The 20504-nt window shown below is 58.3% G+C and carries 23 protein-coding genes; 17 read left to right on the top strand and 6 right to left on the bottom strand.

Going from position 1 to position 20504, the window contains the following annotated elements; all coding sequences use genetic code 11:
* Positions 1-11: 11 nt before the first annotated feature.
* On the bottom strand, positions 12-1679 hold the full coding sequence (locus tag LZ496_RS11985) for a ShlB/FhaC/HecB family hemolysin secretion/activation protein (RefSeq protein WP_249904908.1): 1668 nt from the start codon (positions 1677-1679) through the stop codon (positions 12-14).
* A 474-nt stretch (positions 1680-2153) separates the two neighbouring features.
* Between LZ496_RS11985 and LZ496_RS11980 the strand changes: the two genes are divergently transcribed.
* Together LZ496_RS11980 and LZ496_RS11975 are read left to right on the top strand one after the other, a co-directional pair.
* The gene (locus tag LZ496_RS11980) at positions 2154-2834 is read left to right on the top strand and encodes a MarC family NAAT transporter (RefSeq protein ID WP_283938089.1); all 681 of its coding nucleotides are present in this window, start codon (positions 2154-2156) and stop codon (positions 2832-2834) included.
* A 108-nt stretch (positions 2835-2942) separates the two neighbouring features.
* Positions 2943-3569: a glutathione S-transferase family protein gene (locus LZ496_RS11975; protein WP_249904906.1), complete on the top strand. Its 627-nt coding sequence runs from the start codon at positions 2943-2945 to the stop codon at positions 3567-3569.
* Between the two features lie 70 nt (positions 3570-3639).
* Here the strand turns inward: LZ496_RS11975 and LZ496_RS11970 are convergent, their stop codons facing one another.
* On the bottom strand, positions 3640-4089 hold the full coding sequence (locus tag LZ496_RS11970; RefSeq protein WP_249904905.1) for a DUF6894 family protein: 450 nt from the start codon (positions 4087-4089) through the stop codon (positions 3640-3642).
* Positions 4090-4377: 288 nt separating this feature from the next.
* On the opposite strand from LZ496_RS11970, the gene LZ496_RS11965 reads away from it, so the two are divergent.
* The 8 genes from LZ496_RS11965 (at position 4378) to LZ496_RS11930 (ending at position 10550) form a co-directional block, all read left to right on the top strand.
* Entirely contained in the window at positions 4378-4983 is a 606-nt protein-coding gene (locus LZ496_RS11965; RefSeq protein WP_249904904.1) for a LuxR C-terminal-related transcriptional regulator, read from the top strand.
* Between the two features lie 89 nt (positions 4984-5072).
* Complete coding sequence (locus LZ496_RS11960) at positions 5073-5606, top strand: fasciclin domain-containing protein (protein WP_249904903.1); 534 nt, start codon at positions 5073-5075, stop codon at positions 5604-5606.
* A gap of 69 nt (positions 5607-5675) precedes the next feature.
* Positions 5676-5894, top strand: coding sequence for a DUF378 domain-containing protein (locus LZ496_RS11955; RefSeq protein WP_249904902.1), 219 nt, complete (start codon positions 5676-5678; stop codon positions 5892-5894).
* A gap of 711 nt (positions 5895-6605) precedes the next feature.
* The gene (locus LZ496_RS11950) at positions 6606-7772 is read left to right on the top strand and encodes a sensor histidine kinase (protein ID WP_249904901.1); all 1167 of its coding nucleotides are present in this window, start codon (positions 6606-6608) and stop codon (positions 7770-7772) included.
* Positions 7773-7900: 128 nt separating this feature from the next.
* The gene (locus tag LZ496_RS11945) at positions 7901-8530 is read left to right on the top strand and encodes a tyrosine-type recombinase/integrase (RefSeq protein ID WP_249904957.1); all 630 of its coding nucleotides are present in this window, start codon (positions 7901-7903) and stop codon (positions 8528-8530) included.
* A 312-nt stretch (positions 8531-8842) separates the two neighbouring features.
* The gene (locus LZ496_RS11940; protein ID WP_249904900.1) at positions 8843-9073 is read left to right on the top strand and encodes a hypothetical protein; all 231 of its coding nucleotides are present in this window, start codon (positions 8843-8845) and stop codon (positions 9071-9073) included.
* Positions 9074-9158: 85 nt separating this feature from the next.
* Positions 9159-9386 (top strand): hypothetical protein, encoded by a 228-nt coding sequence (locus tag LZ496_RS11935; protein ID WP_249904899.1) that lies wholly within the window; start codon positions 9159-9161, stop codon positions 9384-9386.
* A gap of 90 nt (positions 9387-9476) precedes the next feature.
* Positions 9477-10550, top strand: a complete 1074-nt coding sequence (locus LZ496_RS11930; protein WP_249904898.1) for a sensor histidine kinase — start codon at positions 9477-9479, stop codon at positions 10548-10550.
* A 54-nt stretch (positions 10551-10604) separates the two neighbouring features.
* Here LZ496_RS11930 and LZ496_RS11925 read toward each other — a convergent pair whose 3' ends face one another.
* Complete coding sequence (locus LZ496_RS11925; protein WP_249904897.1) at positions 10605-11180, bottom strand: hypothetical protein; 576 nt, start codon at positions 11178-11180, stop codon at positions 10605-10607.
* Positions 11181-11320: 140 nt separating this feature from the next.
* Positions 11321-11530, bottom strand: coding sequence for a S1 domain-containing protein (locus tag LZ496_RS11920; protein ID WP_249904896.1), 210 nt, complete (start codon positions 11528-11530; stop codon positions 11321-11323).
* A 764-nt stretch (positions 11531-12294) separates the two neighbouring features.
* Here LZ496_RS11920 and LZ496_RS11915 point away from each other — a divergent pair.
* The 3 genes from LZ496_RS11915 to LZ496_RS11910 all read left to right on the top strand — a co-directional run bounded on the left by LZ496_RS11915 (position 12295) and on the right by LZ496_RS11910 (position 14370).
* On the top strand, positions 12295-13029 hold the full coding sequence (locus LZ496_RS11915) for a LytTR family transcriptional regulator DNA-binding domain-containing protein (protein ID WP_249904895.1): 735 nt from the start codon (positions 12295-12297) through the stop codon (positions 13027-13029).
* Between the two features lie 73 nt (positions 13030-13102).
* Complete coding sequence (locus LZ496_RS14090; RefSeq protein ID WP_366516731.1) at positions 13103-13504, top strand: UrcA family protein; 402 nt, start codon at positions 13103-13105, stop codon at positions 13502-13504.
* Positions 13505-13914: 410 nt separating this feature from the next.
* Positions 13915-14370, top strand: a complete 456-nt coding sequence (locus LZ496_RS11910) for a hypothetical protein (RefSeq protein ID WP_249904894.1) — start codon at positions 13915-13917, stop codon at positions 14368-14370.
* A 363-nt stretch (positions 14371-14733) separates the two neighbouring features.
* On the opposite strand, the gene LZ496_RS11905 is transcribed toward LZ496_RS11910, so the two are convergent.
* A complete protein-coding gene (locus tag LZ496_RS11905) occupies positions 14734-14883 on the bottom strand; it encodes a hypothetical protein (protein WP_249904893.1) in 150 nt (49 codons plus the stop codon).
* A 324-nt stretch (positions 14884-15207) separates the two neighbouring features.
* On the opposite strand from LZ496_RS11905, the gene LZ496_RS11900 reads away from it, so the two are divergent.
* Together LZ496_RS11900 and LZ496_RS11895 are read left to right on the top strand one after the other, a co-directional pair.
* On the top strand, positions 15208-15414 hold the full coding sequence (locus tag LZ496_RS11900) for a cold-shock protein (RefSeq protein ID WP_249904892.1): 207 nt from the start codon (positions 15208-15210) through the stop codon (positions 15412-15414).
* Positions 15415-15496: 82 nt separating this feature from the next.
* Complete coding sequence (locus LZ496_RS11895) at positions 15497-15751, top strand: hypothetical protein (protein WP_249904891.1); 255 nt, start codon at positions 15497-15499, stop codon at positions 15749-15751.
* A 226-nt stretch (positions 15752-15977) separates the two neighbouring features.
* Here the strand turns inward: LZ496_RS11895 and LZ496_RS11890 are convergent, their stop codons facing one another.
* Entirely contained in the window at positions 15978-17051 is a 1074-nt protein-coding gene (locus LZ496_RS11890; RefSeq protein ID WP_249904890.1) for a calcium:cation antiporter, read from the bottom strand.
* Between the two features lie 533 nt (positions 17052-17584).
* Between LZ496_RS11890 and LZ496_RS11885 the strand changes: the two genes are divergently transcribed.
* Positions 17585-19012: a hypothetical protein gene (locus LZ496_RS11885; RefSeq protein WP_249904889.1), complete on the top strand. Its 1428-nt coding sequence runs from the start codon at positions 17585-17587 to the stop codon at positions 19010-19012.
* A 101-nt stretch (positions 19013-19113) separates the two neighbouring features.
* On the top strand, positions 19114-20391 hold the full coding sequence (locus LZ496_RS11880) for a nucleotide sugar dehydrogenase (protein ID WP_249904888.1): 1278 nt from the start codon (positions 19114-19116) through the stop codon (positions 20389-20391).
* Positions 20392-20504 lie beyond the last annotated feature (113 nt).

Genomic DNA, 20504 nt, shown 5'->3' with positions numbered 1-20504 from the left:
GTCTCCTGGGATCAGCGGATCGAAAAATTGGTGGTGAGCGTCAACAGCAGCCGGTTGCCCGGTGTTGGCCCGCCGGGAAGCGCGGCTTTTTGAGGCGCGGCGTAGGTCAGGCTGAGCTGGGCGCGCCGGGTACGGAAGCGGACTCCGCCGCCGAGCGACGCGATGGACTTGTCGTAACTGAGCGGATCCTCGTTCCACAGCCTTGCTGCGTCGTAGAATCCGAACAGGCCGACAGCGCTGGTGCCAAGCACGGACTTCGCATCCGAAAGCGGAGCTTCAAACCCGGCCTCCAGCTGCATCGCGACCGCCCGGTCCCCCGATGCCGCTCCCGGATCGTATCCGCGACCGATGGTGTAATTGCCGACTTGGAATTCTTCGTAGGCCGGAAGCCCGTGCGGTGCCCATTGTCCGCTGAGTGTGGCGGCAACGAACGGTATAATGCTGCTGGCACCGAAATCCTTGCGCGCCGAGGCATTAGCCCGGACGACTGTGAAATCGGGACGGCCGTCGGGCCTCGACAGTAGCGGATCGTCGCGGTCGCTGGCGCCAAATGCATCCAGCCCCTTGCGAAGCTCGATGCTGCCGCCAAACCGCAAGTCGCGCGCTCCGGCCGGCGACCAGCGCCCTCCGACTTCAAGCGAGAGAACTCGCAGATCCTCGTCGAACAGGGTGATTTCATCACCGCCGATGGGCTTCAGGAAACCGAGCGCATCATCCTGCCCGATGAGCTCGAAGCGGCCTGCAACGTCAATTGCTGCGCCGCGCCGGCGAACCAGCGGATATCGAGCGCCAATTCGGGCAACCAACGACTCGCCCTCGATATCCAGCACAGCGACATCGCCTTCGGGCTTGGTCTTGCCGTAGGCGATGTCGCCAACGACTGTCAGGCCCGAGGAGCCGATATGTGCTTCCTCGATCAGCTGGAAGACGCGTTGGTTCCAGTTGTGACTAGCCGATAGGATGAAGCTCGTGCGCTCGGCCAGTGGAGTAAGACTGTTGAGATCGACACGGGCCGATCCGCCTGCGCGCCCGATATCCTCCGAGCCAAGATTATGGCCAGTGAAGGAAATATCGACGATCCGGCGCGGCGCGAAGGTCGCAACCGCCGCCAATGCGTTTGGCTCTCCGCTTTGCGCCCGGCGAATGCTGAAACCAGGCTCGGCCCCGGGGATTTCCTGTGTCAGTAGAAAGGCGCGTTCGACATCCCGCCAGCGGGTTGCGCGTCCCTTCTTGAGCGCGCCGACATAGGCGGCTGCTTGGCCCGAGGCAGGACCCAGGGCGTCGGCGTTGACCAACGTCACTTCGCTGATCTGGCCTTCAGTGACTTTCAACGTCAGGACGCCGCCGGAAACCCGTTGTTCCGGCAGGTCGACCCGGACCAGCGCCTCGCCCCGAGCCGCATACAGTGCCGACACCCGGTCGCGCGCTTCACAAAGTACCACAAGGTCGCGCTCGCTGCCCGTGAGGTCCGCAACAGAACTCTGGATTTCCTTCAACGGAACGAGGGTCGCTCCAGTAACTTCGATCCGACTGAGGGTTATCGTCCCCTTGCCTGTGAACGGGCAATCCTGGGCCTGGGTCAGCTGTTGCGGGTCTATTTGCTTCGGCCGCACCGGCGGCGTCCGGCTTGCGGGATCGATGTCCTGACGCGATTGGCCAGGGACCGTGGGCTGGGCCAAGGCCGACTGAGCTGAAACGATGCTTGCACTGATCGCAAGCGCTGACGCTAACGCCCGCGGCGAAACCCAAACACTGGAACGCATGAACCCCTCACAAAAAAGGGGCTACGCCCCACGCAACAAACAGGCACAAGCTGTGCACCTGTTCTCAAGCTTTCACCCGACCTTAAGAACGGCAGTTGCTATTAAAAAGTTAACAACTCATGCCAAGCGGAAACTGGGGCCCAGCGCAGTAATCTCGCACCTGTTGCGCTTGGGTGACTCGGCTGGACCGGAAAGGGCTTACGGCCACTTTTGGCCGATAGCAGACAGTCCGCTTACGGCCGCTAACGACCCAAAGTTGCCATCAGTCTGGCGTCTGTTTCGACCTAATGAGGTCCAAAAAATTGCGATGCGTCGTGAAGGCAGTCGGATGAACGCGGGCACATCTAATCGCGGCGGCGCGTTCAATTCGATGAAACACAACCCTGGAGTCTGTCGCCGGGCGACGGATGGAGACGGCCAATCGAGATCTTCATTGAAGCGATTGCGCTAACGATCGGTGCCTTGCTGCCGATTACGAACCCGTTCAGCACTGCGCCCCTGTTCATCGCGCTCACCAGCGGTTTCGACAACAAAGAGAGGCAGCGCCAGGCCCTCAAAGGCTGCATCTACGCTTTCTGGATCCTGGCGGTGTTCCTGTTGCTAGGTGGGGCCATCATCGATTTCTTCCGGATCTCGGTCCCCGGAATCCGCGTTGCTGGCGGCCTGATCATTTCGGCCATAGGCTTTCGCATGTTATTTCCTCAGGCCTGGTCGCCGGGCTCTTCAGCCAGCGACCCCCAAAAGGGCCAAGTAGATATATCCTTTACGCCGTTGGCCATGCCGAGCCTGGCGGGTCCCGGCTCAATTTCCGTCGTCCTAAGTGCCGCGGCTCAAATCCGGAGCATCCGACCGGAAGACTGGCGCACGATTTACGTCGCAGTCATCCTCGGAATGGCGTTGACGCTCACGCTTTGTTTCCTGGTGCTGCGCGTGGCGGGCTCGATGGTCCGTTATCTTGGGCCCAGCGGCATAGATGCCATGACCAGAATTTTCGGTTTTCTCCTAATCTGCATAGGCATGCAGTTTTTGCTGACGGGCATCAGCGACTTTTTCGGAATCCACCACGTCTGAGACCCGATGGGGTCAACTTCCTAGAGTGGGCTTTCCACCCAAAGCTGCCATTGGCCGGAAGGCCAAGGATCTATTGACCTCTGCGCGGTTGAGAGTCAGGCGACCGGCATGACCCTCATTGTCCATCATCTTGAAAACAGCCGTTCGCAGCGCGTCCTCTGGCTCCTGGAAGAGCTCGGCATTAGCTACGACGTCAAAAGGTACGAGCGTGATCGCAAGACAATGCTCGCTCCCCCGGAGCTGAAGCTCATTCATCCTCTCGGCAAATCGCCCATCATCGAGGATAACGGCACGATAGTCGTCGAGACGGGCGCGATCATCGATTACTTGGTGGAAAAGGCGGAAGGGCGGCTGGGTCCGCCCCAGGAACCTCAAGCTTCACAACGCTATCGTACCTTCCTCCATTATAGCGAGGGCTCGCTCATGCCGTGGCTGCTTGTCATGCTGGTTATCCGTCGATTGGGACTGCTCGGTCGACCGGCCCATCCGAAAGTGCAGGCGATGCTCAACCAGCATCTCGACTATCTTGAGGCCGAGCTTTCAGGCCGTGAGTGGTTTGCCGGTGACCAATTTACGGCCGCCGACATCATGATGAGCTTTCCGCTGGAGACCGCGCGCCACCGGGCAGGCCTCGATGGATCGCGGCCGAATCTCATCCGGTGGCTAGATCGCATCCACTCGCGACCAGCTTACAATGCCTCGCTCGCCCGCGGCGGCCCTTACGCTTACGCATAGCTTGCAAGCGTAAGCACTTTGCGGATGAATGCTAATGTCCGCTTTCCATCCATTGCGGACTTTGCATTCGCTAGCGTTTTATAACCTTGAAGGCTTCTTCAAGGGGCAATGTATGGACAACTGCGCCGGCCGCATTCGCTACGTCGAGCCGCAAGCGAAGGTTTAAAAGCCCATCCTTCATTTCATGGCTGAGGGTATCCCGTGCACAGTGCAGTGCGAACTCTTTGGCAGCGTTGAGATCTGGCAACTCCTGGCCTTCAATGTCCAACAAGCGATCTGATCCGTCACATAAATGGAAGTAATAGAGCGTCCGGGGCGAAACCGCGGCGTCATCGGGTGGTGGGCGGTCCTGATCCTGTCCAGTTTGCTTGAGCTGGGCCTCTTGGGCCATTTCGCGATAGCGATCGGCCATATCCAAATGGAGGTTTCGGATCGATTGGGAACTAGTCTGATCGGCCAATTGTCGCTGGTCTTGTTCGCGGCGCCGATAATAATCCACTTCGTCAAGTTCCACGGTCATTCACCCCCCACGGCGTACTCAGTACATGTGCACTTTGGCAGAATTATTATTTGAAATGAAGGGGTTATGGCACTGCTAGTGTCGGGTAGATGACTTAGTGTGGCGTGTCACTAACCAATCCGATCGAGCACAAGCCAGTGTCGGCGCGATAACTTGGCCGACCACGATAGGTTCCCATTGCTCTGTACCCGTCCTGCGTGCCTCTGGTTGTGTCCGATATGGGTCGAAATTGGCCATAACAGGGTGCCAGGTCTCGCGCATTCGTCTGTGACCGAGTAGCATCCGTAGATGCCTGTTGCGAACGATCAGCTATTCGACAGCATCGGCCTTAGCCCGATCGCTACAGTCATCAGCAACCCTCGCCGGACGGACAATCCACTCGAGGCGGCGAACCCAGCCTTCTGTGCGCTGACCGGCTATTCGGAGGGCGACATCGTCGGCCGCAACTGCCGCTTCCTGGCCGGCGAGCTCACCGAACCGTGGATCACCGACCGGATACGCAGCGCGATCGGCTCTCGCCGACCCGTGCTCGTCGATATCCTGAACTATCGCCAGGACGGCAGCCCATTCCGCAACGCGGTGCTGGTCAGCCCCTTGTTCGACGAGGACGGCAATCTGGCATGGTTCCTTGGCTCGCAAGTCGACCTTGGGTCTGACTCCCCGTCGATTTTCGAGGCCAACCGATCTCGCGCGGTGTCGCTGGTCAAATCGCTCCCGCAACGCCGCCGCCAGGTACTCGGGCTGATGGCGAGCGGGCTGCTCAATAAGCAAATCGCCTGGGAGCTCAAGATCAGCGAGAAGACGGTCAAGATGCACCGGGCGCTGCTGCTTGAGCAGCTTGGCGTCGCCACCTCGGCGGACGCAATCCGGATCGCGGTCGAGGCCGGCCTCTAGATGCAGCCTAAAGACCGTATGGAGACGGCAGGCCCACGCTCCTAACTCCTGAACCAACTCCCCGTGTGGGAGAAGACAGGAGCTTACCCATGTTCAACACCCCCAAAATGCTGGCGCTCGCTGCCGCGACGGCGATTGCCATCTTGCCTGCTGCGGCGTCCGCCGGGAGCGGCACCAAGGGCAACCTCGTCGCCGCCGCGATGAAGTCCAAGGATCACGCGACGCTTGTCGCGGCCGTCAAGGCGGCCGGCCTCGTGGACACGCTGGCGAGCGGCGGTCCGTTCACCGTCTTCGCGCCGACCGACGCGGCCTTTGCCAAGCTCCCGGCCGGCACCGTCGATAATCTGCTGCAACCCGCCAACCGCGACCAACTGCGCGCCGTGCTGACCTATCACGTCGTCCCGGGCAAGGTGACGTCCTCCCAGTTGGTCGACCTGATCGGCAAGAACGGCGGCAAGGCCACGCTGACCACTGTCCAGGGTGGCACCCTCACCGCCAGCCTGTCGGGCAGCTCGGTGCTGATCACCGACGCCGCCGGTGGCAGTGCCAACGTCACTGCAGCCGACCTCGTTCAATCAAATGGCGTGATTCACGTTACGGACGCAGTGTCTCTCCCCATGTGACGGCGTCCACGCCGGCCGCCGCTGACCGGCTGGCGGCCGGCTCACCTTTTCAAGCTTAGGAGATTTCCGGTGACCGTTCTGAACAAGGTAACGCTGCTGCTGCTGATCGTTGGCGGCCTCAATTGGGGCCTCGTGGGCCTTTTCAACTTCGACCTGGTGGCTGCGATCTTCGGCGAAATGAGCGTGCTTAGCCGGCTAGTATACTCGCTCGTCGGGCTATCCGCGCTGTTTCAGCTCATTCCGCTGTTCGGAGGTGAAGGTACGCGTAACAACACGGTTCGCGCGTGAGCTAAAAAATGGATCGGCGCTCCTGCTAACTCGGGGGCGCCGAGGTCCAATGATTGGGCGAGGCTTTTTCGCGGGCAGACGCACTCGGCAGTCCGGAGCAGAGCGGAGGACCCGATCCATTGGACCGGTATCGAACGACGTGTTTCGCCAGCGGCTCAAATGACCGCAATGGGTGGAAAGCGGACACTAGGAACTAGGCGCGCGATCGCTCCGAAGTATTTCGTAAGCAGCTTCGGCGCGCTTCACAAAATCCGGGTAACGCCAAACTGCGCCACTGAAGGCGGTCACTTCCGCTAGTCTGACTGTCAGACGTTCATCGGGGTCTCGCCCGGCAAGCCTTGCGGCAATTCTAGCCAGCGCCTCGATATCGGCCGAAATATCCCGGTCCTTGATGGTATGCCCCCAGACTTGCGGTTTCCGTTAGACAGCACGCGAAATGCTACATGCGACGGAAAGGTACCTGAGATACCGGACACGGCCTATCATCCACATGAGGATGCTTTGGCGTCATCATCCCTCCGTACACTCAAACGCAATTGCCAGTTCACCTTGGCGAGCAACATCAGTTCTATTCTTGATTTGCAGGGAAAGTCTGGAGGAGATCTCCACGTGGTAATTCTCCCAATGCAATGGACTCTATTTAAATGGGCAACCATGCTATCCCCTAAGGGTAAGGCCGAGCCCGAGTATGCGCTAATCCGGAGGGGCGGTATGAAATCGCTTGCCGACAACAGTTCAAGCGTGATGGCATCAGCGGCCCGGACCGCGGATTTCGCCAAGAGGCAAACGGTAGTCGCCGCCAGTTCAGGCGAGCGCCTAGAGAAGCTTCCTTTTATCTCTGGCTTCCAACAGTTAATTGACGCGCTGCCTGAGCAGATTGGCCTCGTCGATGAGCACTGGGTTCTAATTGCCGTCAACCAGGCGTGGTCAAAGACAGCGGCGCTTTATGGCTATGACGCGCTACGCCCCGGCACAAACTACTTCGAATTTTGCAAGGAGAGGGCCGACGAGGGCCATAACGCCGCGCGTCCAGCGGTCGAAGGCATAAAGCAGATAGACGCTGGCTTATGTGACACTTGCCATTACCTCTATGACGGAAACGACCGATGGGAAGGTCGCACCTTCCAGCTGACCATAAATCGCCTTCAGATTGAAGGTCGCACGTTCGCGATTGTCACTCGTTCCGATGTATCCGAACTCGTAAAGTTGCGCCGCCTTCGCGAAGGGTTCGCTCAATCAATGATCGAGGGGCAAGCAGAGGAACGACGTCGCGTCGCCCGCGACGTGCATGACTCGACGTTGCAACTGTTGGCAAGCCTGGGCCTCGGTCTCGGACGGCTTAAGCGCACGCAGAAATCCAAGCAGACGCTCGACATCGTCGATGAGTTGGAACACCTACTTAGCGAGACGCTCCGGGAGATCCGATCGATCTCCTTCCTGGCACATCCGCCGATACTCGAAGAAGTAGGTCTGCGTGAGGCACTGAAAGCGCTCACTGCAGGTTTCGAGCGTCGTACAGGGCTGACAACATCTTTCCGCATTGACGGAACCGCAGACGGAATTTGGCGTCCAGGAGAGGCCGCAATTTACCGCATCATTCAAGAAGCCCTATCCAATATTTATCGCCATGCACACGCAACAAAGGTCGATGTCGGCCTCTTTGTTCGCAGGTCAATGGCCCACGTAGTCGTATTGGATAATGGCATTGGAATCTCGCCACTTGTCCATCATGGAGTTGGGTTGCCGGGTATGCGGGAACGCCTCGTTGACCTCGGTGGGCGGCTTGCAGTGAAAAGCCACTCGCCCGGCACGATCATTATAGCAAGCGTGCCAAGATTCCCGCCACTCCGTACGGTCGGGGACCTCGCGCTCCGGTAGCATTGCCGCCATAATGCTTTTGTCCGGAATGGGTCGAAAGCCACCACAAGCGGACTGTCCGCTTCCGGCCAATGTGGTCGTGCAGCTCGTTTTTCCCGCAGGCCAATTCCGGCCAACGGAGAACGGCGATGGGACACTCGTCATTTGACCCAGTTGAGCTAGGACCAGCGTGGAACGCGGGAAAGAAGCTTGGGGCCAAGCGGCCGCTCAAACCTAAGGAGATTTGGGAGATCCGCTTCATGCTCGATCGGGAGCATCGACTGCGAGACCGGGCGCTCTTCGACTTGGCGATCGACAGCAAACTTCGCGGCTGCGATCTGGTGAAGGTCCGCATCGGTGATCTTGTATCGGGCGGTCGCGTTCGAAATCGCGCGATGGTCATCCAGCAGAAGACGAAACGGCCGGTTCAGTTCGAACTGCTCGAACCCGCCCGTTCAAGCTTGCTCGCATGGCTGGATCGGCGTGGCGGCTCGCTGGAAAACTACGCCTTCCCGAGCCGCGTCGATCGCCTCGACCATCTCAGCACGCGCCAATACTCGAGGCTGGTTGAAGAGTGGGTCTGTGGCATTGGGCTTCGGAAGGAGGACTACGGAACTCACTCTCTTCGACGGACCAAGGCTGCGCTGATCTACAAGCAAACTGGCAATCTGCGAGCAGTGCAGATTCTGCTTGGGCACTCGAAGATCGAGACCACAGTCCGGTACTTGGGAGTGGAGGTTGAAGACGCCCTCACCTTGGCTGAGGCCACTGAAGTGTGACTACCCGGCCGGCGCTCATCTCGCGTGGGCGCCGGCACCATTTGGCCGTTAGCGGACCGTCCGCTGGCGGGTTGCTAGACCACGATTCCTGCGGTCCGTTCACGATGATTTGGAATGGCCGGATCCGACCCAAAGCAGACATGAGCTGAATGTCTAGCATCAGCCCATTTCCGGAGTGGGCGCATGAAAGCAAAAGCGATGCCGGCTGGAGCGAGCAAACATGTTATAAGCGACTCATCACAGGCATTCCTTCCATTGTAAGCGACCTGTGGCTGAGAGACCTGCGCTCCCGCTTGCAGCAGGAGACCCGCGATGACCGCCGACATTACTCATTCCGCTTCCAGGGGATCAACCGATCGCTGGGAGAATGAAGGCGGTCCGATGGCGCCGCGCCGAACGCCAGCGCCGGACGAGCTGCAGATCGAGCTGAAGCGATACGGCATCGTGCCGGTGCAGCTGACGGTGTTCGACTGGGGTGGCTATCGCTATTCAAACGCAAGAGACGCGATTGCCGCCGCGAAGCGATCGGCGATACTGGTCTGAAGCCGGTTTCCGGTGCCGATTGTTGCAGGATCCCGCTAACATGCGAACCAGGACATCCACGATCACTTTCCAATGTCCGTTCATCTTGAACAGCGATGTCGACGAGCTGCCTGCCGGCAGCTATCACGTCGAGATCGACGAAGAAGAGATACTGGCCGCGGACCGGACCGGCTATCGCCGCACCGCAGCCTATTTCTATGTGAACAGCCCGGGATCGACGCGGATGCTGGTGATCGATCCCGCCCAGCTCGATGCAGCGCTGGAGCGGGATGCGCAGGCGCCGGTTGGGATTGACTCGCCGTCCCGCCCTTAAGCGCGTATAGCGAGTTCCATCACCGGCCATTGCAAGGCGCGCCGGTGGCTGAGAGAAGTGTGACGCTCCCGCCTGATGGAGCATCTCCACATGAAACAGATTCACGATCTCGCCGAGGCTCAAACGCTTGCGCTGGCGATCGTCGACACGCTTCCGGAACCCTTCCTGGTCCTTGACGACACGCTGCATCTTCTCGCCGGCAGCCGCTGCTTTTACGAGGTATTCGGCGAGGACCCGGCAAAGACCCAGGGCCGCTCCCTGTTCGAGCTTTCCGGCGGACAATGGGACATCCCAGGTCTCCACCAGTTGCTGGCAGCCGTCATCCCCGAGCACGCGGCGATGGGAGGCTTCGAGTTCGAGCAGGATTTTGCCAAGCTTGGCAGGCGCACATTTCAGCTCAACGCGCTGCCGATCCGTGACGAGGGTGGCAGCAGTCGGATGGTTCTGCTCGCGATCAAGGATATCACCGAGCGGCGCATCGCCGAGCAGGAAAAGCAGCAATTGCTGGAACATACGGAAGAGTTGCTCGAGCAGCAGAGGACCCTGCTACGCGAAATGCAGCACCGCATCGCCAACAGCCTGCAGATTATCGCCAGCATCTTACTTTTGAAGGCAGGCTCGGTGTCGTCGGAGGAGACCAAGAGCGAATTGCGCGCGGCGCACCAAAGAGTGATGTCGGTCGCCGCCGTGCAGAGACAATTGAATGCATCCCATGGCATCGAGCAGATCGAAATGGGGCCTTATCTGACGAAGCTGAGTGGGGGCCTCGCCTCGTCGATGGTCGGACCCAAACAGAGTATCGATATCGTCGTTGCAGCCAGCGAAGGCGCATTGCCCAGCAGTCACGCGGTCAGTGTTGGACTGATCGTTACCGAACTTATTATGAATGCCATCAAACATGCCTTTCCAAAGGCGCACGCATCCGCGCGCATTCGCGTCACGTTCGAGATGGCCAAGTTGGACTGGAAGCTGACGGTGTCCGACAATGGTTTCGGTCGATTGCACACCGAAAATTCGAAGAGCTCGACCGGTCTCGGCACCGCCCTGATCGCGGCATTGGCGAAGCAACTCAATGCTCAAATTTCGGAGGCCTCGTCGCCCAAGGGGTTCACCGTGGATGTGACCCGCTCGACGTTCGAATCCCGCTTGCCCGTGGCCGCATGATTCAAAAAAAGGACGCCCGGCCGAAGCTGGACGTCCTTTCCGCGTGACACTTTATCAGCGCGGCAAATCAAGCAGCGCAAGGATCATCTGCGACTGGCGGTCGATCTGGTAGATGCGGCCATTGTCGTAACCATAATAAATCCGATCGTTGTCGACATAATCGGCCCGGTGCTGGACCGGCATGTGCAAAATTCGGGCCGTGGCGTGCTGTCCAATCCGAGTGTCACCGTAGAAGCGGTCACCAGGATGCGGTCCAGAAAAGCGGGGGTCGGCGTAATTGCCATTGATGGCGCAACTATCCCAGCCCGCTGATTGATCGCCACGGGGGTTATAGTCGCGGCTTGCGGTACGGATTTCCGTCGCAAGCGAAGTGCTGTGCTGCATCAGAGTGGCATGCTCGCGGCCGCTGATCCCGTTCGGGCTGAACTGGCGCTCAAGCTGAACCAGTCGGCCGAGGTCCTCGCGCAGACCAATGCTCTCAGTCCGCGAAATGGTTCCCTGGTGGACGCCAGCGTTGATCTGGATCTGCAGCTGGTGGCTGTAAGTGCGGGCATTGCCCCACTGGGCCGCGCCTGGCGCGGCGAGTGACAGCGCGGCGAAGCCCGCCATCAACATGTAAATCGGTCGCATTGAATTTCTCCTTGAGTCCCCATGCAGGGGAAGCAGTTGCACCGCTGATCGCTGGGACGCGTTTTTGACGTCACCTCACGAAGCGGCGTCGAAATGCGGGGGCGGAGACGAATGCTCGCCTCCGCCCGACGTTCCGTTGTTTAGATCGTTGCGAGATTCAGCGCGCAGGGCTGACGCTCCTTGGTGGTGCCTACGTCATAGGAGAGACGCTGGCCTACCGTCGGGACACTGTTGTTCTCCCACGAGAAGGCGCTGCGCTCGAAGCGAAGCATGTCACCGCCGGCTTCCGGCTTGATCTCGCCGTGGCCCTTGATGGTGTCGAATGACTTCACTGTTCCAAAATACTTCATGGTGAGTTCCTTTGTTGGCACGCACCGAGATTGGCGCCCTGCCGCTAGGAGACGCTAAAGATGGAAGAAGGTGCGCCTTAGCGCCCAAGACCGTCGATTTCGACTGGTAGCGAGATACAAATAACCACAATGATTGGCATTTGCAAGGTGAATCTTTAAAATATAAAAGATATTTATATGGAACTTTATTGAGGTCTACGGCATTTTTATTATGTTGGTCGTGGAGTACTATTTATCTGCTTCACCGTGCAGGATTAAGTGTAGTGCAGGATTTTAGTTATATATTTGCTTTGGCCGGCATATTTGTGCTTCTTGGCTCGGGCGCTGCGTGGTGGAACGTCTTTCGCCAGCCGCAACTACAACCCGCCGCCGGGCGCCTTGAGCGAGATACCCGCGAGAATAGGGCGGCAATGGCACTAGTGGCAGCGTTCGGACTCAGCCTGGTGGCAGCAATCTTGGCGATATTTGCCTGGATGTTTTAGGCGGGTGAGCGGCAAGGACGCCTCATTCCTAGTGCCCACTTTTCACGCGTTCCGGCCATGATCGCTTTCGCCCCATTGCGGACATGATTGCAGCTTCGCGTAGGCGCAGGAATGCCGCAGGCAATGAGCATTAACTGCCGTTAATTGGTGAAGGGGCGTACTGGCCGTTGGAGAGCTCCTTGGCCGCCTTCTCAGACCGGGGCACCTCCTAAAGGTATATCGTCTAGATCCGGCTGCGCGACTGGGCGGAGCTTAAAGCCCTATTACAGGAAGAGTTGAATCATGGACACACGGGTCGCGGGCCCCGGTTTCAATAGAGCCCTATCTGATGGCCGCCCCGGTGGTCCAGCCATCTCGGAAGACCTGCGCGTCATCGTCTCAATCATATTTGATCCTCGGGCCTCACCTGATGACGTGTTCGCGTTCAAAAGCGCGCTCATCCACTGCCCCTCGGTCCTGGATTCCGCCGAGGTAAGCGGCAGTTTCGATTTCATAATCGAAGCAACATTTCCCAACATGAGTGCCTACAATAGCCAGCTACATTGCATGGCCGGACGATTGGCAGCATTGGTGGCTCGCTACGAGACAAGCTTTATCGGCAGGCGCTTCGTCAGCACGCACCAGCGTGATCGGGCAATCTGGGTGCCGATTGCAAACGGCCTTAAACGCATCGATTTCTCGATTGTCGACAAAGTACGCGCGGAGGGCGACTATATGCTCATCTACTCGGCCGACAGCAGTTGGATGGTTCATTCGACTTTGCATTCACTGGTTGAGCGCCTCCCGGTCGACGAATTTGTTCAGATCAATCGTTCCATACTAGTGCGCTATGATTTCATCGGAAGCGTTATGCGTGAGAAGAGAGGTTGGTTCGCGTTGCTTGATGACGGCACTCAAGAACCAATTTCGAAGACTCGTGTGGTAGAGATACTGCGTACTTTGCGATCGCCTACATCGAAACGTGGGCCGGGTTCGTCGAAAGGCAGCGACCTCGTCGATCTCAAGAGCATCAGTTAACCAAATAATAATGCGCGGCACTATCTAAGGTGCCATCCAATCCCGTCCTCAGGGATTGGAAAGAAGGCATGTAATGACTTACCGTAAGCTGCTCTCCATGAGTGCCGCCGTGGCACTTGCTGCAGGAGGGCTTGTCATTGTGGCGCCTTCTGCATCTGCCAAGGATCGGCCCGTTCTCGTTGTGGCACCATCCGATCTGGCTCCCACCCGCCGCGTCAGCTATGCTGATCTCAACCTGGCGAGCGCTGCTGGCGAAACCACTCTAAATCACCGCGTTCGAGGCGCAGTGTCAGCGGTTTGCCGCGAGTCAGTTGGATCGTCTCCGCATTCATTTGCCAGGCAGGGGTGCAGCAGGTTCGCATGGGCTGGCGCCCGACCTCAGATTGCGCGAGCCATTCAACGAGCTCGCGACATTGCGGCGACGGGTTCTTCAACCATTGCGGCGACTGCCATTACTATCGTTACTCCGAAGTAGTGCTAGCCCCATCCGCGCTACAGTGGTCCTCGGAAACGGGGGCCACATCCATGTAACCGTTTTGTGCCTGATAGAACAACTGAGCAAGGATGCTGCTGCCTTGACAGCCTCGTCGAGATCGGCGTCCTCTATTACGATCAGCGGGCCTTGCCGCCGAGTTCGAGCAGGCAAAGCTTGAGGTGCTCGGCCGCGCGCCGGGGTGACAATGCGGCCGATCATTAGAAGCCGCCGAAAAACAGCAGGTCTCGAACGTAAATATCCCGCCCCGCTTGCTTTTTCCGCCAATGAGGTGCTGTGTCGCTCCAGGAACGTCTTATCCCACCAGTTCTGTGTGCCCAAGTGGTCGGGCCGCTCCAGCGAACCGTTCGGTTCGCCTCGTAGCAAGTTAGCTACACAACAAGGAAAATCCGATGAAGAAGCTATTAGCCCTCGGCATCGCCGTGGCCATTGCCACGCCCGCGACTGCTCAGCTTAAGCCCTACCAGGACTATACCGTGAGCGACAGCGTATCGAACGTGTCGACCATCAAGGTGAAGGAAAACATGGTCGAAGATTATCTACAGGGCATCCGAAATACCTGGGTCGCGAGCAATGCCGCTGCGAAACAGCTGGGCCAGATCAAGGATTATCACGTCTACGTGAGTGACCTGCCCAACAGCGGCGACTTTAACGTGATGCTTGTCGCTACCTTCGCAAACACCAGCGATCTTGCGCCCAACAAAGCCCGCTATGAAGCGTTCATGCGTGCCTGGGGAACCCAGCACGAGGCCGCGACGCGCACGACAACGACCACCGTTTATCCGAACCTGCGGAATATCACCGGTGAGTACCTAATGCGCGAAGTGACGTTTATGCCTGCCAAGTAGTAGTCGATGTGGGGCAGAGGCGACGTCTCTGCCTCGTTATTAATTTTCATACAGCGCGGAGCCGCCTGTCCGCTTTGGGTCGTTGGTGGCCACTAAGGGCGGAAAGCGGTCGTTAGCCGTATCGGCGGGCCGGGACGATGCGGACCGAGTCGATCGGGCTGGGGCAAGACCTCATCATTTCGTTGGCGTCGAGGACAAGGGCCTCCAACGCCAGCGGATCGAAACCAGGCTCCCCGGGCCGCATTTCTAACTCCGTTTCAACGCAGAGCACGATGCGTTTCTCATGCCCCTCAATTTGCCACTCATGCCAACAGCGCAATCCCCGACGGTCATTGTCCGCTGAAATTGGATGAGGTTTCTGGCTCATCGAATGTTCCGCTCTGCCGCAGCAATCGCGTCCTTCGCGTTGGTATAGCGGTATCCCGACCACTCATAGACGGTGAGCGGGATGGCGGTGATCCCATGAGCAGCCAGCTTGTGGCCGACGTCGGCCCCAATGGTGGAGGGCCTCATCGCGCCCCCTTCATTCTCCCATTGCGATGCCGCGTACGATTTTTCTGATCTCGAAGGCATATGAGGCTCCAACCTACAAGCGGGAGCGTTAAATCTCCCAGTCGCAGTCGGCTTGGAAATAGAATGATTGCGATAAAAGCCTAATAACACATTCTGATTTTATTTTCGCGATGTCACTATCTTATTACTTAAATCGGGTGCATATCTTTCTTGCTACCAGTCGCAATGACGGTGCCAGGCGCTAAGTCGCTCCTTTCTCCATCTTTTCGTCTCTCTAGCCGCACGGGCCGATCCTGGTCGCGTGCGAATTGAAAGGAGCACATCATGTTGTTCGGAACCATCAAGAGATTTGACGAGACCAAGGGCTTCGGAACGATCCGGCCCGAAAATGGCAACGCTGACTTGCAGTTCGAGAAGGGCGCGGTGTCGTGGGGCGATGCAACGACTCCAAAAACGGATCGCCGACTCTCTTACGAGATTGGCAAGAACAAGGATGGCGTCGAATGCGCCGTCAACCTTCAGCCCGCGTAAATTCGGTTATCGACGGGGTAGTCAAACCTCGTCCGGCCCGCGCCGGGGGGCGCGGGTCATTTCAAGCAGAAGGAATAGAGCGGTGGAACAATGTTACTGGCTCTCTCGTGAGAGCGAAGAAATGGATATGGTCAGGTGCGCTGCGTCGCCCGAAGCACGACTTGTGCATCAGGAATTGGCCACCCGATATGGCACAAAGGCCAAAACGGCGGAAGCAGATGCTATTGCAGCGCTCGGCATCGAAAAGGTTCGAGCCGACCACTATCTGGTCAATGGCTTCCGCTACACAAACGCCAGCGACGCCATAGCCGAAGTGCGACGCGGTGCAGCGCAATGACCCGCTCGATCGTCGCCCCATTTGCGCTCACGGTCCTGGTTGTCGGTTCAGCGCTCGTATACGCGTTCTGGTAGGTGTAGGCTTTGATACAGGCATGTCGGACTCACGCCCTGCATATGCCTGTGCAAATGCGCCCGACGCACAGGCTATCGTGAACCAGAAGAAATTTTCATGCACGGCCGAAGAGCCGGCGGCCGGTGCAATCAGCCAAGCGCTTTGAACGTGCTCAAGGGACCACGGTCGTGAAGAGATAAACGCCAAATATGACCAAGTGAATTGCCCCTTGGAGAACCGTCGTTCTGCCCGTTCCGAGCGACAAGGTCGCGACGATTAGGGTGAGAAACAGCAAGATGACGCTGCGCGCATCCAAACCGAGCGAAATCGGCAGCCCAGCAATCAGCGAAAGCGCAGCGACCGCCGGGATCGTGAGGCCAATTGTAGCTAAGGCCGAACCAAGCCCGAGGTTGAGGCTCGTTTGCAGCCGATCGGCAAGGGCGGCTCGCGTAGCCGAAACGCTTTCGGGTAATAGCACGAGCGCAGCTATGATCACTCCAACGATGCTATTGGGAGCCCCAGCATTGGCTACGGCCGCTGTGATGGCTGGCGCCAGGGTTTTCGCGAGCAAAACGACGGCTCCCAGGCAGGCCAGGAGCAACACGGAAGATATAAGAGTATGCGGAACTGAAGGAGGAACTTCATTCGCGTCGAAGTCATGGACGGACGGCTTTGTTGGCAGGAAATAGCCCCGATGCCGAACAGTTTGAACCGAGACGAATGTAGCATAGAGCAGGAAAGAGACTACGGCGACAAAGCCGAGCTGCGATGGCGCATAAAGGGGGCCAGGTTCGCTTGTCGTAAAGTTCGGAAGCACCAGGGTGAGCACCGTCAATGCCGAGAGCGTAGCCAGCGACGCGCTGACGCCGGTTTGCTGAAATATCTGCTCTCGATATCGCAAGCCACCAACCAGGATGCAAACGCCCACCAGTCCGTTCAATATGATCATAACAGCCGCGAAGACGGTATCGCGAGCAAGTGTGGCCGCGCCTTCGCCAGCGGCCAACATGAGCGTCAGGATCAAACCTAATTCGATTATCGTTACCGCAACAGCCAGAATGAAAGTGCCGAACGGCTCGCCTACTCGGTCGGCAACTAGCTCGGCATGATGCACTGCGGCGAGTACTGTGACTATCAGAGCGGCAACCAGCAGTAGCGTTAAGATCGGTGTTGCAATGCTGGCCGCTATGAGCAGCCACGCGATGAAGGGCGAAGCCCACGTCCAATGCCTAAATGCCGTCGCCATCATCCATCAGTGGAGACCCTGCGGAATGACCGCAATGGGTGAAATGATATGCCGTTCGTGCGCCTTGGCTCTTTGGTCGAAAGCTGTCATTGGCCATAAGTCGGTCGAGCGTAGATAAACGTCCGCTTTTGAGGTTCATGCTTGGAAGCGCCTTACGACCGCGATGGGCGCGAAGCGGCCGTCACTTGACTAATGGCACTGAAATTTCCCAATGAGTCGAGTGCCCATCATATTCATGTTGGGTGCGCCAGATTTTAGGGAATTCTGAAGTTGCCCAGGTCGATGCGGGTAACGCATTGGTGACCCATCTCGCCTGAGCCAGCTCACAGCGGATCGTCGCTTCGATCCAATGCCTATTGGGGTTGATTTTTACTTCTAATCAATCAAACTTTTATTAGCTCATAGAGAACGTACGAGAGCACATGCAAACTGCAAAGCAAGTTGGCCTGTTTCTCGCGACCATGTCGCCAACGGTTGGCGCTTCGGGTCGTATGGCACGACCAGTCAGACCATCGGCAGCGCGACCCTTATAAATGGCGGAGGCAGACGACGCACTTGCCAGACGATCGGCGGGACCGTTTCCTGCAGCCGAAACATTTCTGAGGCCAGCCGGACAACCAGCGTTTTGTGGCTGGCAGCGGTGGGCGGTACTTGCCGCCTTCGCGCTGATTGTGATCTTACGACTCCCGAACGCCTGGACGCACGGCCGTTTTCTCGACGAGGAAGCCACAGTATTCCTGGCCTACGCTTGGCATTTCCCCTGGGTCGAGGCGCTATTTCGCCCCTTTGCAGGGTATTGGAATGCGGCAGCGAACGCATCGACGGTTCTGGCGGTTCAACTAATCCGCGGCGATCTCCTCACTCTGGAACGGGCACCATATTTCACAATGGGAGTGGGGCTCACATTTCAGTTGATGCCTGCGGCTCTGATCTTGACCGGGAAAGCGTCATGGCTGGCTTCACGCCCGGCGGTGATCGCCGCCCTGCTCCTGATTGCCATCGCGCCAGCCACTGAAGAAGTTTTCTATAACGTACTGCACATCCAGCTTCACCTGGCGCTCTGCGCGGCGCTTATCCTCGCATTTGCCGTGCCCGAGAAAAAGAGTGTGCGCTTCGGCTATGGCGGCCTGCTTTTTCTAGCGCCACTCAGCGGATTGGGCGCCATCGTACTATTGCCGCTGTTTCTCCTGCGGGCATTGGCGGATCGCGAACCAGGGAGATTTTTCCAAGCAGCGTCCCTCGCCGCAGGGTCTGCCGTGCAGCTATTTATTTTCCTCGGATCAAGCACCGTACGCGGCCAGCTGCTCGATATACCGTCGCTAGCAGCGGCAATGTTCGTCCGCATGATTCTTCTGCCCATGTTCGGACCCGATTATGCAACGATAGTGGGGTTCGGATTGGCAGACTTTGATGGATTTCGAAGCTCGCTCATCTGGGCCTTCGCTGCAGCCCTGGTGTTATTGTTCGGTGCGTTGCTCTTGTTCGCGATGCAACGCCGCGACGGTGCCGTCTGGCTATTGCTATCCAGCTTCTCAATTACAGCCATGTCACTTGGTGGAGGTATGGTTGGCGCCTATAATTCCGCCTTTCATGTCTATGCCGGCGAGCGCTACAATTTCTTGCCAGTCGTGCTGCTCGGCTTGACTATCGTGGTCATTGCCGCGCGAGAGCAGGGCCGAGGAAAATATGTCTGGCGAGCGATTTGCAGCTGGCTGATACTCATTGGCGCGTTGAATTATCCAAGGCCGCACTCTGTTTTTTTTGCGAACGGACCTTCGTGGCCTACGGAAGTGCAGAAATGGCGAAGTGATCGCCGCCACCCACTCGCGGTGTGGCCCCGGCCGTGGACTGCCGATCTTTCCAATGAGTCCAAGCCATGCTCGCCGCCGTCGCAGCCGGTCCGGAAATCGAACGAACCCCGCTATTGCGAAAGTGGCTGGATGAAGTCGTTTTCTAAGTAATATGGGTTCTTGCAACCACCGGTGACGGCGGGCGTGCATTCAGCGCCAGATTTCGATACGCGCCATTGCGCTTTACGCCGGGCGTCCGCTAACTCCACGCCATGCGGGAGCGTCTAGCGGTAATCGGCCTGGGTTATGTTGGATTGCCGCTTTCGATCGCCTTGGCGCGAAAATTCGACACGGTCGGGTTCGATATCGACCCAGCGCGCATCGAAGAGCTTCAAAACGGTGAGGACCGAACTCGGGAAGTCTTGCCGGACGCACTGAAATCGAGTGTGCTTGAGCTTACGGCCGATGCCGGGTCGATGGCGGACAGGACGATCTTCATTGTCACTGTGCCCACCCCGATCGACGAGCGGAACCGGCCGGATTTTACCGCGATCCTCAAGGCATGCGCGTTGGTCGGCCCAGCCCTGTCACCTGGATCGATCGTCGTGTTCGAAAGCACCGTCTATCCCGGTGTCACCGAGGATATTTGCGGGCCCGCGCTGGAGAAATCATCGGGCCTCAACTGCGGCATCGACTTCACGCTCGGCTACAGCCCGGAGCGCATCAATCCGGGGGACAAGGAGCATCCGCTGGAGAAGATCGTCAAGGTCGTTGCCGGCCAGGACGAGCAGACGCTCCAGCGTCTTGTTGCCGTCTATGGAGCGGTCGTCGAAGCGGGTATCCACCAGGCGCCGTCGATCAAGGTCGCCGAAGCCGCCAAGGTCATCGAAAACACCCAGCGCGACGTCAACATCGCGCTGATGAACGAGATCTCGAAGATCTGCGAACTGGCCGGCATCCGTTCGGCCGATGTGCTCGCGGCCGCCGGGACCAAGTGGAACTTCCTGAAATTCCATCCCGGGCTGGTCGGCGGCCACTGTATCGGCGTCGATCCTTATTACCTCACCGCAAAGGCGGAGGAGCTTGGCCACCATCCGGAAGTCATCCTGTCCGGCCGACGGATCAACGACGGCATGGGCGCCTATGTTGCCGAGAAGGTCATCCGGCTGCTCGCCAATCATGATTTGCCGCTCAAGAAGGCGCGCGTCGGAATCCTCGGCTTCACCTTCAAGGAGGATGTCCCTGACATTCGCAATTCCAAGGTGATCGATATCTACTCGAAGCTTCGGTCCTACGGAATCGAACCGCTGGTTCATGACCCGCTGGCCGATCCCAAGGCCATGCTGGACGAGTATGGAATTGCGGTTTCGGAATTGGGCGAGATGAAGGATCTCAACGCCCTGGTCCTTGCAGTGCCCCATCTTGCCTATGACGAGTTTGGTGGCGACCAGCTGTGTCAAATGGTGGAAAGCGGCGGAATTTTCGTCGACATCAAGTCGAAATTCAGACCCGACGCGCTTCGCCCGGATCTCAATTACTGGAGCCTCTAGGCGCCCGCTCCGTCAGCTGAGCCAATACTGAAGGGACGGGGTTAGAGGCAGTTCGTCGTCAGAGACGACCGCCGTTGCGGAGATCAGCAAGGCGGCCATGACTGCCGACGCGA

Source organism: Sphingomonas caseinilytica (assembly GCF_023516455.1).
GTDB lineage: Bacteria > Pseudomonadota > Alphaproteobacteria > Sphingomonadales > Sphingomonadaceae > Sphingomicrobium > Sphingomicrobium caseinilyticum.
This window is presented reverse-complemented; position numbering and strand designations above follow the sequence as displayed.